The following is a 15327-nucleotide window of genomic DNA, read 5'->3' on the forward strand; positions in this document are numbered from 1 at the left end:
AAGAGAAAAAATCCGATGGCTGGAACAATGAGAAATTTGACCGGGTATTTGCGGGATAGAGCTAGCCGCAAAAAATTCGATTTTATTTTCATTAATTTCTGAACTTTTCTATATCTCTTTAACTCAAATATATTGCATTACCGATCAATTATTACCTTTTAAGTTGTAACGATACGGTAATTATTTTAGTTAAACAAAAGATTAATGTGGTTAATCAAAGGGGAAGTGAAGCAGATGGCAATAGGGTATTACCTGCTCGTTGGTGACAAAACCACCTGTGGCGGACAGATTATTACTGGTGATCACACCATGACATTTAACGGGCGAGCAACTGCGCGTGAAGGGGATAAAGTTACCTGTGGTAAACATCCCGGTACTTACACGATTGTCGGCGGCATATCCGACATGTTTGATATGGGGCAACGATTAGCTGGCACATTGGATAGTGTCAGCACCTGCCCTTGCCGGGCCCGGTTTATTAACTCAGTTATGGACAGCTACGAGAAGCAGGAACAGCCTCGTCAACAAGCGGTAACGCCTGCTTATATGGCGACGCAAAACTTCTCATCACCAATGAAGGAAGCAACAATAGTTCAGCCCAATCCTCCACCGGTGACACAAGCGCCGCCTCCACCGATCCCGGTATTTGCTAAATCTCGTCAACGAGGCAAAGGCTGTACCGACGCCGGTACGGAGACTGAACCGGCAGATAATTTCGGTAGAATGGGGATATATCAGGTTCTATCATCGCCCGCTCCTGTCACGGAATCAAAGCCTGAACAGCCTCCGCAAGGCAAGAAACACCCGCCAGAACCGGATAAGCCACAGGATAAAAAATTACCGTGGTATAAACGGTGGTTTAGCGACAGCAAAGGTAAGGCCGAAGCCGCTGCGACTGCTGTAGCTGCAACGACTCGCAGTGCGATAGCGGATGGCGAAGCGCTGGTTATGCGTTTCATTGGCGGTGGCGTTACCAGTGCCGGACGTTGGCTGGCGGCACCGAATCCGTTGACAGTCGGGTTAATGGGCTTGTTTTATTCATCGGGGTTAAATGAAGGCGAAGAAGATTATTTAAACCAATATCATCTTAGTGAAATTGCCAGTCAGTATGGTAAAGCACCGACCCGTGTCCGTTTTCGCTGGATCAGAGATGAAAAAATCGGCAGGATGACGGTTCAGGGGTATCACGTCAGCCCAGAAAGTGGTCTGGATAAAGTGCCGGTTCATATGATGAAACTGAATCCAGTCACCGGTAATTACGAGTTCTGGGAACCAGGAGAATACCGGCCAACGATTTTATGGACACCAAACGAACAGGAATTCAAAGTTCCACCCCATACCGGAAATGAGGAACAGCCGTTTATTCCGTCACAGATAACCGTATTGCCGATCCCGGATAAAGTCGGCAGCGATATTGAATCGTTGCCAATACCGGAAGAGAAGGATTTTCGGGATTATATTCTGATACTCCCCATCCCGAATATGCCACCGGTGTATGTGTATTTGAGTAAAAATAAGGACACTCAGATTTGGACTAAAACAAAGAAATTACTACCTGTATCAAATGCATATAATCATTGGGAAAAACATAAGCATGAATTTCCTGAACTCAAAAACTCCAAAGAATATGTTGATGCTACTCATGACTTTGTTAATAATCCTCCTAATGGAACCTTGAGGAAAAAGAGAGCAAATGGTGATGAAATTTTTTATCATCCACTTTCGAACACATTTGCGTCAAAGAGCAAAGATGGTATTCCCAGGACAATGTTTAAACCGGAAAGAGGAATAGAATATTGGAACAGACAATGATGGGATATAACACTTGTCCATGTTGTGGTAAACGGACAATCGAGCGTTTAGGCGAATATGAAATATGTCCGATATGTAATTGGGAGGATGATCCTGTTCAATCAGCAGACCCACATTTTTCAGGAGGCGCTAATTCTATGAGTTTAGAAGATGCGAAAAAACTCTATCTCTCAAAGAAAGATTGATTTTGGAGTCAAATATTCTTTGTAGTATTTCATTGCTTTTCTTGTAAGTGATTAATATTTATATGAAATTACTATCAAATGAATTATTCGCATAACATTATCAATAAAAAATAGTGACTTATAAGGACTGAGTTCTGCGACCAGCAGAGCTCAGTTATAACTATAATAAACTCTGTAAGAATGAGAGAGTATGTAAGATGGAATTAAAAAAACGAACTAGAATAATATACCGGAAATAAGTATATAAAGCTGATTTCAAGAATAATATCTTGTGGTGAGATGCCAACTCCACTTTTTCATCAAATGGATAAAATTACTGTTAGAGAATTGATGGGAAAACCGGATTCTAGCAGTGGTCCGAAACGAATTCCGGTAATTGGCCTAATAGGTGGCTTTGATGCCTATATTCGTAAGCTGAATGATCAATATCCAAAGGCAGAAATTCGCTTTCTTTATCGGCCTGACCTCCGTGTAAATAACGTTTCATAATTCTGCTACACATGACCTTCTTCAACCCATTGTTATACATAGAATTATGAGTAGTATAATATGTAGCGCTATTTTGGAATCTTATTTACATGCAATCTTATTTGAACCGTTGATGAATGGTGATTGATATTATGACAACCTTGACGTCCTTTTTCTTAATGATTCCACTGAACAGGTTGAATCTTTGACTTTTTTACTCACCTCAGAAGTACGTTGGTAGTCAATAAAAGAGATGGTTTTTCTTGAAGAGCCAATTCATTAGTTAACAGATTGAAAAGTTCATAGATTATAAGACTGGGAAGAGTTAAACCCTGCTATCAAAAGGGGAAATATTAGACACTATTTGTGAGGCATATATAATGGGATTAAAATTAAGATTGGAGTGGTTTGATAAACAAACAGAATTAGGGGAAGGATGTGAATATTCCAAAGATTTTGAAGATGATGCTGATATTATGGTTAGTGGATTAGGCATATCAACAGAAAGTAATATCAATAACGGCGGCTTTGATGTGGAATCTAAATGGGTGAGTATTCTACAGACCTATTTCAGGCATCAAATTGATTTATCAGCTTATGACTATCAAATCTCTTTTGATTATCGCGATTTGTGGTAAACAGAGATTCAGCGGATAGTATGATAGCTATCAATACCTTTGCTCGTTTGGGCAATGAGCCTTCCATGACCTCCAAAGTTTTAATTGAGATAATAGCCTCATATTCACCGTAGCACTAAGATTGACACTACTCAACTATTAAATACGGGATATAAATATTGAGAAAGGGAATCCTTTAGTTGGTTCATCAATCCCCAAATACGGATACCCAATATTTCTCAGATAGAACATTCACGACACTGTAGTGTGCAAGGATTAATGTTAAATGTGTTAGGGCGACAGATAACTTATTGTCACAAAGAGAACAAAATCACTGAATATTTCCTGCTTAAAAATGGATATGTTAGTAACAGCTTAACCAGAACTCAAGTTATTTAAATTAATTTCAATTCGAAAACTCATTACCACCACTCATTGAAATTATTTACCAATCTAAATGTCATATTAAAATAATTTCAATAGTCATTCCAACCTTTATTATTACAATAAAACATTATCTCTAATATATTTCTCCATTTTATTTCCAGTAAATCTAATGTTTCATAGGCTAGTACCTGATCCCCTTCATGAGATGCCCATATTATATTAATTGAAAAAATCTTATATCATCCTTTTATCACTCCAATGACTTATCCTGATTTGTAATTATCTTTATGAATATAATATCTGGCAGAATATCATGGCATTCTCGCAATCCATCAAGCACTAGCACATATTTAATTTATCCCAAGTTAAACCTTTAATTCCTCTGGCGTTCCCTCTCTATATGGCACCAGCGTCGTCCTATCTTGCGAATCAACCGCACAATGATTATTACCGACAACCAGCATAACCAAATCACTGGTTGCTTTAATCGCGTGATCTATTTCCCCATTCACAAAATAACAAACTCCAGGCTCTATTTCATGCTTTTTACCCGCATAAATAACATAACCCGTTCCTGCGAGTACAAATAAGATGTGATGCCCTAAGTGAGTATGATTCTGCATCCCTTCATCTTTGCTGAAACGAATTAGATCAGCACCAAAACCATCAAACGAAACTAATCCCTCGCCCGTTCCCATACTGTTAACCATTTTATGACTTTTCGCCATTGTATCTACAACGAGATGTTCACCGTTCCAGTGACAGAATCTATTTTTAATAAGTTCCATATTACCTTCCTTTTATCTCTACAAATAAAATTTTATTTTAAAGTAACTATCATCTCTCTTTGTTAATTGAAATAACATTATCTCTCCAGCAAATAAAAAAATATTTCACAGTAAAATTTCAATCATCACAAAATAATATCGACGAAGAAATTAACTGGTTATTAACAATATATCAAATAGAAATATGTAATTCCATAGTAGTATTTTATAAAAGCTCACTCTGTGACAACAATCACTGTAAAATTCTTATTTTAAATTTCTTTGTAGAAGATAACCCCGATTAAAAATAACATCAGACAAAAGTCAGATTAATTATATTATTAAATCAGGACAATAATGGAGTTAATTAATTTGATATTAACTCTCACTAAAAATAACTATTCCAGAGATATGAAGATGCGATTTTTTATTTTAGTTTATTAAACAAATCACGTTCCACATTAATCACCCAAACATCAAACTCTCTAACATCTCACGCAAAATATTCCTTTATTCACTGCTCACCTCTTATTACAGAAGGTGAACAGCATAAGTTGTGCCTCAAAGAAACCCCACGACCTCTGCCGAGATTGTGGGGTTTTTACCATGCTCTCCGGTTTTCCTGTTCCGCTTCACTGCCTACTGTTTTGCAACCACCGATTCATTGTGAGGCAACCAGTAATGCCGATGTTCAAAAGCATATTTAGGCAATCGAATACGCAACGGTTTCTGCCCGGAAGGCCAGCAGGTACGCCAATCTATATCCTGACCTTGTAACCATAAGAATCGAGAGTCATCCTCTGCCATATGAAGCCATTGATCTTCTTTGGTTGAAGCAGACGACGCAAAATCTCGTAGCTGTCTGAGTAGATCCTGTCGTGATGTTGCAACAAACAGTGCCCGATAAGACAATGCTGCCCTGCCAAACTGCAATGTCCAGCTAACCGCTGGCAGCTCAATGTTTTCATCGTTCTCAATAAAATCCCCTAGCATAGCCACCATTCTTTGTAGCGATGCCTGGCTATTAGCCGAGATGGGATAATAATATCCCTCCAAATTGGCTTTAATCTGTTGCTGCACTTGAGTTGGTGCCTCCTCCAGAATGACATGGGAATTGCTGCCCCCCAATCCAAAAGAGCTCAGCCCAGCGAAACGCTTTTGTCCTGCCCCCACCCGCCAAGGGTTTTCCTCTGTAGCCAGTTGTAAGCGCGAATCCACACTATCAATTTCAGGATTCAAACGCTGAAACGCGGCGCAAGGCACAATGGATTTATGCTGCAACATTAATAAAACTTTAACTATGCCAGCTAGCCCCGCAGCGCCTTCTAAATGCCCAATGTTGGCTTTTACTGAGCCAATATAGCAAGGTTGTAGCGTTTCTCTTGATTCATGGCGATTAAAGATTTCATTAAGCGCATTGAACTCGATGGGATCGCCCAATGAGGTTCCCGTTCCATGCGCTTCAAGGTAACTGATTTGCTCCGCAGAGACGCCAGCCTGTTGCAAGCAATCATTGACTAACGCAATTTGCTGTTCCGGGTTAGGTGAAGTCAGTGAATTAGCACGCCCACCATGATTGACCGCCGATGCCCGAACGTATCCATAAATAGGATCTCGATCCTCTAATGCCTGTTTTTGCGTTTTCAAGAACAGACACACGGCCCCTTCACCACGGACAAAACCATTAGCATCTGCGTCAAAAACTCGACAACAGCCATCTTTAGATAACATTCCCGCCCGGTAATAAGCAGCCATGTTGAATGTGTTGCTCAATAAATTAACACTGCCAACTACCGCCTGTTGGCACTCCCCAGAACGCAATGAGTTCACCGCAAGTGTCAGTGCTGTCAATCCACTTGAACACGCAGTATCAATTTGTAGACTCGGGCCAATAAAGTTGTAATAAAATGACAATCTGTTAGCCAGCAGGCAATTCAGTGTCCCTGGCGTTGCATAAGCATTTGCCATCGCCATATCGGCCGCAACCAGTTCACGATAATCATTACTGCACGAGCCAATAAAAACACCGGTCTTTGATCCTGAATAACCCAGCGGATTAGCACCACTATCTTCGATCGCTTGCCAAGTCAGTTCCAGCAACATTCTCTGTTGCGGGTCCATCATGGCCGCAACTCGTGGAGAAATGCCAAAGAATGGCGCATCAAAACCATCAATACTATCAAGCAACCCAGCTTTTAAGGCTTTTTTAGGCAACGGAATGACGTAAGGCTTCCCGGATGCAAACCGCTGTTCGGGAATCTCTTTTATTACGCTGTGTCCAGCTCTTAAGATCTCCCACATTTGCTCTGGGGAATCTTCCGCCCCAGGAAGTCGGAAAGCCATTCCCACAATAGCAATAGGCATCTGTTTCGTATCACCCGAGCTACTTACTGAGGGAGTAATGGAACTTAAATGTTCCAACAAGGCAGATTTAGCTATCCGTTGTTCATCCGGACTAAGCGAATGATATATGTGATGCAGATTATCCACGCTTTCCTCCTTCTATGAGGCGCTGTAACCTTAATGCGGCTTCGCCATCAAGACTACGCATCGCATTAATAAAGTCATCTAAGGAATGTTTGTTCTCGGTCAGTTCAGTTTTGGCAGTGTCAAGATATTCAATCAATCGATGCGGTGAGCTATAACGCCAGAACAGCGTTGGTGATAATTTTCGACGAAAATGCCCTGACATCCGCTCTGCTAGTTTGACTGCCTTGAGCGAATCAATACCCAAATCAGCCCAAGTGCGCTGCATCATTGATTCAGTAAAATCTTCATCCCAATTCAGGAAATCCGCCAGCAGCGTACGTAACTGCCCAGTAACCGATTTAACCGGTTTAGCTTCTATCTGATGTGCAACTGATCGTGATCCAGACAGAGTACGAACCTGAGCAATAATCTCGGAAATAAATTCAGACGCCTCTACCCCATTGAGCAAATAGTGGTTAAATGCCAGAACGAGGTTCATCTCTTTGTTGTGAGGAGCACCAATGAACAATGTTGACTGGGACGGCGGCACAATAACCGGTACGGCAAAGGTGGCACCATCGTTACCGGTATATGAGACCATCATAGGAACATCAACATCGACAGGCAATTTTTCTGCATCTGGATCAAGTACGCTATTTAAATGCTGTCTGAACTCAAAAAAGTCCATTGTCTGTGTTTTCGGTACCTTTAATGAGCTCAAATCGCCTTTTTCATCCAGAAAAGCAATCCCCAGGTTGATATCGGTATAAGTGTGATAGCGTTCTTGATCAAGCGGCCTCGAACGCAACATCGGGAATTTTTTCAATGCCTGAGAAATTGCATAAGTGATGACCTGAAATGGCGTTATCCACTCCTGTTGCCCGGAGGTTTCCGTTAAATGATGAATGGCGTTATCAACAAGCTCAATCGGGAGTGGTTTAGCTGCCCAACAAGGCTGTACCGCCGCACTATTTAACCGTATTGCACGATTAAGACGCTGTTGATCTCGTGACAGAAAGCCGACATTGCCATCTTCTGCATTGCTCTTTTCTGATGGCCTGATTTCTTCTGATATCTTAGCTTCGCGGTGTTGTCGAAGGTAATCATCTATATGACCAGGCAATAATGTGCCATATTTTTCCGCCAATTGATTAAGAATGTGCGGCTCAATTTGGTGTTCTTGTGCGTATTGACGGGTTTTTGGCGGAATACGCGCAGGAGGAGCAGATACTTTAGGAGCCGCCTCCACTGGTTCTATTTTTTCGACTTCCTCCACGCTCTCCATTTTCTCCGGCGGAGGCGTTAACGCTTCATTAATTAACTCTTCACTAACAGGGGAAGTCTCGGCCATCTCGCCAACGGCTCTGATGACTGCAATAGGCGCTCCAACAGGGATAATATCATTTTCCGCAGCCAACCATTTTTCCAAGATCCCCTCAACATCGGATTCAATGGTAAAGGCGGCCTTATCCGTCTCCATTTCATAAACAGGTTCATCACGCTTGACATGATCTCCCACCTGCTTAAGTAACTGGATGATGACGACTTCCGTGGTTCCTTCTCCCATCGGGGGAATAAACAACTGTGCCATAAGTTCTCCTTAGCTCATTACCGCATAGACGGAAGCTAAAATGTCATCCGTGCCGGGTAAAACAGCTTTCTCTAAACAAGGATTAAAAGGAATATGAATATCTTCACGCGTCACCAGACGAGGCGGTGCCAGTAGAGAGAAGAAATTGTCATTCTCATCCAAAATATCAGCAATAATGGATGCACCCACACTGGCCGTCCGGGTATCCTCTTGCACAACGATAAGCCGCCCGGTTTTGCGTAAAGATTCCGCAATCCGTTGTTTATCCCAAGGTACCAGACTACGTAATTCAATCACTTCAATGTCAATATTGTCCTTTTCCGCTTGAAGAGCCGCCATCGTCGCAAGCTGAATCGTATTTCCCCACGCAACCAGCGTAATATCCTTTCCTCCCCTGACGATATTTGCCTGCCCAAGCGATACTGGACTCACCAGCCGACGTTCATGGCGCTCTCTCATAAGGTGTTTAGGGATCAGGATTAGACTCGGCATGTCCAGACTTAACGCGGTACGGAACAATGCGACGGTATCAGCCGGTGTCGTTGGAACCATAACATTAATACCGGGAATATGCGCCAGGATACCGTCCGAGCTTTGGCTGTGCCATATACCGCCTCCTGGGAGATAAGCGCCATAAGGCGCATATATCACCACCGGACAGCGCCATTTACCTACCGTTCTCCAACTTAACGTGCCAAGTTGCGACTGTAACTGATTGAGACCTAACCCCACAAAGTCAATAAATTGCAGTTCAACAATCGGACGCCAACCACAGGCGGATAACCCAACAGATGAGCCAATAATCGTGGCTTCTGAAAGGGGAGCATTCATAACGCGATCAGGATAGCGAGTGGATAAGCCACGGGTGAAACCAAAAACCCCCCCTTTAGGGTCTTCAATATCCTCACCAAATATCAGCACTTTCGGATTCTGGCTCAACGCCTCGTCCAAAACCTGATTCACCGCTTTAAACTGTGTCTCTTCGGCTTCTATCTCAACATGTACGGTAGGCTTTTCTTCACGATTGCATAAATAGGTACTGACGCTTGCAGGATCAGGCTCTTCTTCGTGATAAACACGCTCGAATATTTCCGCGACATCAGCTTTAATACGCTCTTTTTGTTCAGCCAGAGCCTGTTCAGTTATCGCCCCCTTTTCCTTCAAATAAGCGACATAATTTTCAATCGGGTCCTGTAGTGTCTCCAGCTCATCCGGAGTACGGTACAGTTTGTGAGAGTCTGAATTGGAATGAGAATCTAACCGATCCATACGACAAACTAATATGCAGGGAGTCCGCTCAAATCGTGCCTTATTGAATACCTCCTGTGCAACAGGAAACAAAGTTTCCGGCTTGCGGGCATCAACACGGCGGATCAAACACTCGTTAAATATTCCCAATCGATACGGAGCCATCTTCTCCGTTGAGGTACTAATACCCAATTTATTATCGGAAACCACAAAGACTACCGGCAAACGCCTTTCAACCGCAAAGCTGACCGCTTCATAAAATTCTCCCTGCCGGGTTGCCGCATCGCCGACACCACACACGACAAGCCCATTTTTATTATCCAACACGCTTGCCCAAGCAGCGCCAGCCGCGGGAATACATTGGGTCCCCGTCAGGCTGACTACCGAGAAGATATTATGCTCTTTGGAGCAAAAATGATTCGACATGGTTCGGCCGGCTGAATGAGAAGTGGCCTTACCCATAAGTTCCCTTGTCATTTCAGCAATAGACATACCACGCGCTAACACTAATGCCCGATCACGATAGTAAGGAACCAGCACATCATTTTTTTCCATAAGCTGAGGTAGCACAGCCAACCCTTCATGTCCAGCAGCCGACACATGGAACCAAGCTCGGCCTTGTCGTGTGACTATTGCACTACGATTATCAAATTCCCGTGACAGCAGCATGTCATAAAGTAACTTTTGCTCATCCAAACAATCATTAATTGAAGGGCTGTGTTCCTTAAGAGGTACTTCATTGATCTGTACGTCTATCACTCTCTTTTTCCTCACAAATAGTTAACGTGGTAGTTGTCGTCATTGCGCTTAATGCTTGATAAAAAAGCGAACACGGGGTAGTCCCGTTCATGATTACTTGAGAGACTATAGATCCCGATAAAGAAGTGAACGTAGGGTTATTGCCTACACGAATTACAAAAGATAGAGGTATACGGTCACAATTTTTAATTACGTTTATACCCGTCATCTTTCAAGTTGCCTCTTTGTTGGCTGCACTCACTCACCCCGGTCACATAGTTTGCTATGTTCCCCGGGATTCGCTCCCTTGCCGTCGCGATGCATCTTGAAATCCATAGGGTATATACACCTAACATGGGGGGAAAAATTATCTCCATAACCATAAATGGTTTCGGCTGTCATGGTATTCCCTAAATTTTTAGCATTGTCCTGAACATAATGTGACACCATTTAAAAAACTCCAACCGATGAACAACAGCCATTCGTTAAGAGTAGGACCAACAAGCATCGGCATTTCCATGATTACAATATAATTACAATACAATTAAAAAACAGGCTCTTACCTATGTCTTTAAATCCTGCAATGATGAGACATAGGAATAATTCATTACTTTGCTAAATTATTTTAATGATCAGATTTTTTCGACAAGCTCTTCATTAGGTATTTTTATGTTTAACCAAGACATAGCCTCAATAATAACACGTATTATATCAATCGGACTTGAGACTTTATGCTCACATTAGAATTCATTATGTTTTGTGATGAATGTCAATAACGACCTCCTCATATCAAACAATAGATAAAGCTGAATTGACGAAATCATCCAGCATCAATCCTGATATTTTATTAAAATTTAGCTTATTATCTCCTATGTTTTATCATAAAAAAAACTGTAGTAATGCGGGAATGATCACAAAAAGGGCACCAAAAATTTTAACTATATGATTATTATGAATTTATCATCCCAAACAGCACTGATATTATAATGCAATTAATAGGATATCAACATATAAAAATATATTTCATAACTCTTTGAATATATTATCAATCATTCAAATAGTAAATTAAAAAAATGATAAAAAGAAATATCATTTTCACACTTCGTAAAATGATTAATTCATGCAATTATTTCTACTTTAGATACTCTTTCTTATTTTAAACAAAAAAGGCTATAACCGACAGCTCCCTTTGTTCAGCCGTGGTTTTCAGTGATATACCACCCAATACATAATCAATGATAATTGAATACATCTGGCGATATTCAATATGAGAAAAAGCCAAGGATATTATTGAACCTACAGCTCTCTGCACTGTTGATTCTCCACTGTTTTTTGATCCGCCTCACCCTATTGACACTGTTCAACATTATTTAATTGCATCACCAAATCGGTTCTTCTACTTTATTTCACTATTTGATTTCGCTATTTGGTCTTGATGAAAAGCAAGGATCAAACATGGTAATCACTCAGACTCAAACCTGTGACGCATTAGCAACTACTGCCAAAGGCGCAATGACTACACTACCCAACGCCGACGAATTAACCGTTTTCTTGCAAATGTAAACCTGAATACCAGGTGGTCATCCATTCCACTGTTACTTATCGTTCATGTCAAATTTGCGTATCCGATCACAATAGTTTCATCTAGTTAGTAGACTTGATTGCGATCTGCCAATCAACTCAATTATCTTCTAATCCAAAAAACCAGCTTGATAATTTAACTACGATATAATAACTAATATCCCAAAAGGGTAGAGTATCATGAGAAATCTTCACTATCTGATTGCCGCACCAGGATTAATGCTTTCAGCCTCTGTTCTTGCTTCACCTGCTAATAGCATCGAAGCACGCCTCGATGCACTGGAGCAGCGACTACAACAAGCAGAACAACGAGCCACCCAAGCGGAAGCACGAGCCACAGCCGCAGAGCAACGCGCACAGCGACTGGAACAGCACGCTATCGAAACCAAACAACAGGCCACACAAGTAGCGCAACACCCTACTTCGCAGGAAAATAGTGCTTCATCAACCAGCAATTTGAAACTGAATGATTTTGGCGATCTAAAATTGTACGGTGATGTCGAATTCAATCTTGATAGCGCCAGCCGAACCGGTCAGCTTACTTCACTTAAAACTAGCGATAATAAAGACTGGAAACCTGGCGATAAAGAACGCTGGAATGTTAACGGTCGCATTTTGATCGGGCTAGACGGTTATCGCCGTGATCAAAACAACAACTTTGCCGGCTTTAGAGTGCAACCGTTAGCAGACATGACCGGCAAAATGAATCTCGACGACGCCGCTTTCTTCTTCGGCAATGAGAAAAACTGGCAGGTAAAGATCGGGCGTTTTGAAGCTTACGATATGTTCCCACTCAACCAAGATACTTTTATTCAGTATTCTGGTAATACCGCCAACGATTTATATGCCGATGGTTTTGGCTATATCTACATGATGAAAGAAGGACGTGGCCGCAGTAACAGCGGTGGCAACTTGATGTTGAGTAAATACGCGGGCAACTGGTATTTCGAACTCAATACTCTACTTGAAGATGGCACTTCGCTATTCCGAGATAACATCTACCACGGCAATACACTGGAAAATAAAAAAAATGTCGCCTATTTGCGCCCGGTAGCAGCCTGGAAAAAAGATCAGTTTAGTGCAGCCGTAGCGATGGAGAGTAATGTCGTCAATAACGCTTATGGCTACCAGAATAATCAAGGGCAATGGATCGATCAATCCAGACGCAATGGTTACGGTATGACATTAAGCTGGAACGGTCTGGAGGCCGATCCTGATGATGGCATTGTCGCTAACCTGAATACCGCCTATCTGGATGCCTCGGATGAACACAATTTCACTACCGGAATTAATGTGATGTGGCATCGCTTCGAACTGGGTTATATCTATGCCCACAACAATATCAAAGCGTTCAATACTGACGATATGACAGCACATATTAATCACCCATTCAATGAACCGGGTAAATACGATATAAATACCATCCATATGTCATATCAGATTCCTAGTATCATGAATATGAAGAACTTTAATCTCTATCTTGGTGCCTACGTCTCTATGCTGGAAGCAAATAATAACAACAAAATTGCCAACAGCAATAATGACCGACGCTACGGCGCACGCGCCAGATTTAAATATTTATTCTAATTCGGGTCCTGTGGGAGAACCCACAGATCTGTAAACTTCTTTAAGGAAGAAAACCCGCTCTACGGACTTTCTTCAACTCATTGACAAAGTGCTGTTTTTTTTCCGGCACTTTGTCTTAATTAACCTCGGTTTCGTTTAAAAAGTCATAAGAACCAGCCCGTACTCGTTTTTCCTCGCTACGCGACTCTCTCAAATACTTGATGATGGGGAATATGGAGGTTGTGACAAACGGTAATTTTGGTCGAATCAATAAAAGCAGTTGATAATATACTAGATTTAAAATCAATTAAATTTAATATTCTAATGCCTGTTTATATGTAAAATTTCTTTGCCAAATAAAAAATAAAAACCCAAGTTGACATTGTATACTATGCGATCTATTTTCTATTTAATTTTAGTGAAAATATTTTTATTGTTGGACTGCTTATGTGATTGGCAGAAGCTACAGTAAAGGCATTTTACCTATTAAAAAAGGGTTAAAATAATGATGTTTAATAATGAGTTAGAATTTTCGAGTCATGAAATGAACAATGAAGAATTAGATACAAAAGTTGACTTTGCTAATCCTTATGCGTTGCTGGCTAGGGGAGATAAATTTCAAAGTATTATAGGAGGGTGCTATTGTTTCACCCAGCAAGCAAGGCAATACTATTAAGACCATTAATTCACTCAAAAAACGGTTATTATCATATAGCAGGTTTGTCTAACAGACTATTTATTTAAAACTATCTCTCTCATTTATCTAGCAATATTCTTTACTATCTGATTTGTCAGAAATTGATTGATTGATTTTGTAGATCGACAAAAAGCATGGCAATGTTGTTGCACTGACTATGCTAAATCGAGATATTCTTAATAGATGTTTTTTAAAACCATCAAATATAACTAAATAATTTTTTGAGCTAATTAGTATTAACTGGTTTTTCCTAAGATATCGTAATTATTTTAATACGGTGTCATTTTAGTTCACCCTAATAAAGAGATATTATAATGGGCTGGAATATATTTATTAACGCACCAGAGAGTTACCGTCTTACTACCGCACATATCCGCAACAGCTTGCACCAACAAGGGTTTGCCACTTTCAATGCCACTGATCTTGACCTTTCTGACAGTGAAAAAATCGATCTTATCTCTCTCTGTGAATTATCGAAGTCACTGCCGTTAGATCGATTTGGTGAAGGTGGACGTCACCGCAGTTATTGTGAAGGAGTATGGAGCCGTGAAACAGAAACTATTGATTGGAAAACCGGTTATCAGCAGCCTGATGGTAGCATAGGGATTGATTATCATCAGGGAAGTGAATATCAACCTGAATTTGGTGGTGTGGTACGTAAATTCCTGCGCATGCCTGACGAGATACTGAATAAAGGACTACTTAATAAACTCATTTGGCACGATCTGAGTCTAACCGGCATGGCAGAGCATTATTCCCATTTACTGTGTGGTGTACATCTGATCCGAATGCAGGCACTACCGGGTAAACCGGCAAAAATTACGCCTAACTGTTTCCATCGTGACGGTCAGCCGTTCACCGCTGTACATTTGATTGAACGTTGCAATGTCGAAGGCGGTGCAACACATATCGCGCCCCCTTATTATGCTAATTGCCAGCTTGAATCAGTACCTGCTCATGAAATAACTCGCTTTCTCCTTAATGATCCCCTTGATAGCTACATCATCGATGATGCAGCGATTTGTCATTACATCAATCCGGTAATTTGCGATGAAAACGCCAGTGTTGGAGTCCGTACTATCATTCTGATTGATTTCACCCCACTCGAATAGAGTGACAGGTGTTCCCAGTAGCGCTTTTGCCATGAAAGTGGCTGACAACCAAGAGTGCCAAGAATGATAGCTTTTACGGCAATCACTAA

At 41.2% G+C, this 15327-nt stretch carries 11 protein-coding genes and 3 pseudogenes; 9 read left to right on the plus strand and 5 right to left on the minus strand.

The features are described from left to right. Positions 1-234 precede the first annotated feature (234 nt). The 5 genes and pseudogenes from EAE91_RS03760 to EAE91_RS24025 all read left to right on the plus strand — a co-directional run. On the plus strand, positions 235-1812 hold the full coding sequence (locus EAE91_RS03760) for an S-type pyocin domain-containing protein (protein WP_214087320.1): 1578 nt from the start codon (positions 235-237) through the stop codon (positions 1810-1812). Then, entirely contained in the window at positions 1809-1997 is a 189-nt protein-coding gene (locus EAE91_RS03765) for a CPCC family cysteine-rich protein (RefSeq protein ID WP_040152395.1), read from the plus strand. Before EAE91_RS03760 ends, EAE91_RS03765 begins: the two co-directional genes overlap by 4 nt. Positions 1998-2276: 279 nt before the next feature. Further along, entirely contained in the window at positions 2277-2486 is a 210-nt protein-coding gene (locus tag EAE91_RS03770) for a hypothetical protein (RefSeq protein ID WP_214087321.1), read from the plus strand. Between the two features lie 359 nt (positions 2487-2845). After that, a complete protein-coding gene (locus EAE91_RS03775) occupies positions 2846-3103 on the plus strand; it encodes a colicin E3-like toxin immunity protein (RefSeq protein WP_040152392.1) in 258 nt (85 codons plus the stop codon). A gap of 186 nt (positions 3104-3289) precedes the next feature. Next, positions 3290-3461: pseudogene (locus tag EAE91_RS24025) on the plus strand (IS982 family transposase); the annotation flags it as partial. A 373-nt stretch (positions 3462-3834) separates the two neighbouring features. Here the strand turns inward: EAE91_RS24025 and EAE91_RS03780 are convergent. The 4 genes from EAE91_RS03780 to EAE91_RS03795 all read right to left on the minus strand — a co-directional run bounded on the left by EAE91_RS03780 (position 3835) and on the right by EAE91_RS03795 (position 10303). After that, positions 3835-4257, minus strand: coding sequence for a cupin domain-containing protein (locus EAE91_RS03780; RefSeq protein ID WP_214053130.1), 423 nt, complete (start codon positions 4255-4257; stop codon positions 3835-3837). Positions 4258-4875: 618 nt separating this feature from the next. After that, positions 4876-6726: a type I polyketide synthase gene (locus EAE91_RS03785; protein WP_214087322.1), complete on the minus strand. Its 1851-nt coding sequence runs from the start codon at positions 6724-6726 to the stop codon at positions 4876-4878. After that, the gene (locus tag EAE91_RS03790; protein WP_214087323.1) at positions 6719-8296 is read right to left on the minus strand and encodes a biotin/lipoyl-containing protein; all 1578 of its coding nucleotides are present in this window, start codon (positions 8294-8296) and stop codon (positions 6719-6721) included. Before EAE91_RS03790 ends, EAE91_RS03785 begins: the two co-directional genes overlap by 8 nt. Positions 8297-8305: 9 nt before the next feature. Beyond that, a complete protein-coding gene (locus tag EAE91_RS03795; RefSeq protein WP_247983070.1) occupies positions 8306-10303 on the minus strand; it encodes a dehydrogenase E1 component subunit alpha/beta in 1998 nt (665 codons plus the stop codon). A gap of 1440 nt (positions 10304-11743) precedes the next feature. Here EAE91_RS03795 and EAE91_RS03800 point away from each other — a divergent pair. Together EAE91_RS03800 and EAE91_RS03805 are read left to right on the plus strand one after the other, a co-directional pair. After that, a pseudogene (locus EAE91_RS03800) lies at positions 11744-11845 on the plus strand (aminoimidazole riboside kinase); the annotation flags it as partial. A 198-nt stretch (positions 11846-12043) separates the two neighbouring features. Next, positions 12044-13450, plus strand: coding sequence for a carbohydrate porin (locus EAE91_RS03805; protein ID WP_214087325.1), 1407 nt, complete (start codon positions 12044-12046; stop codon positions 13448-13450). A gap of 179 nt (positions 13451-13629) precedes the next feature. Here EAE91_RS03805 and EAE91_RS03810 read toward each other — a convergent pair. After that, positions 13630-13707 (minus strand): annotated as a pseudogene (locus EAE91_RS03810) (transposase); the annotation flags it as partial. A 227-nt stretch (positions 13708-13934) separates the two neighbouring features. On the opposite strand from EAE91_RS03810, the gene EAE91_RS03815 reads away from it, so the two are divergent. Together EAE91_RS03815 and EAE91_RS03820 are read left to right on the plus strand one after the other, a co-directional pair. Further along, complete coding sequence (locus EAE91_RS03815; protein WP_214087326.1) at positions 13935-14105, plus strand: hypothetical protein; 171 nt, start codon at positions 13935-13937, stop codon at positions 14103-14105. 335 nt (positions 14106-14440) lie between these two features. Beyond that, positions 14441-15238 carry a 2OG-Fe dioxygenase family protein gene (locus EAE91_RS03820; protein ID WP_214087327.1) on the plus strand — a complete coding sequence of 266 codons (798 nt, stop codon included), beginning with the start codon at positions 14441-14443 and terminating at the stop codon, positions 15236-15238. Positions 15239-15327 lie beyond the last annotated feature (89 nt).

The organism is Photorhabdus noenieputensis (assembly GCF_018448935.1).
Classification (GTDB): Bacteria; Pseudomonadota; Gammaproteobacteria; order Enterobacterales; family Enterobacteriaceae; genus Photorhabdus; species Photorhabdus noenieputensis.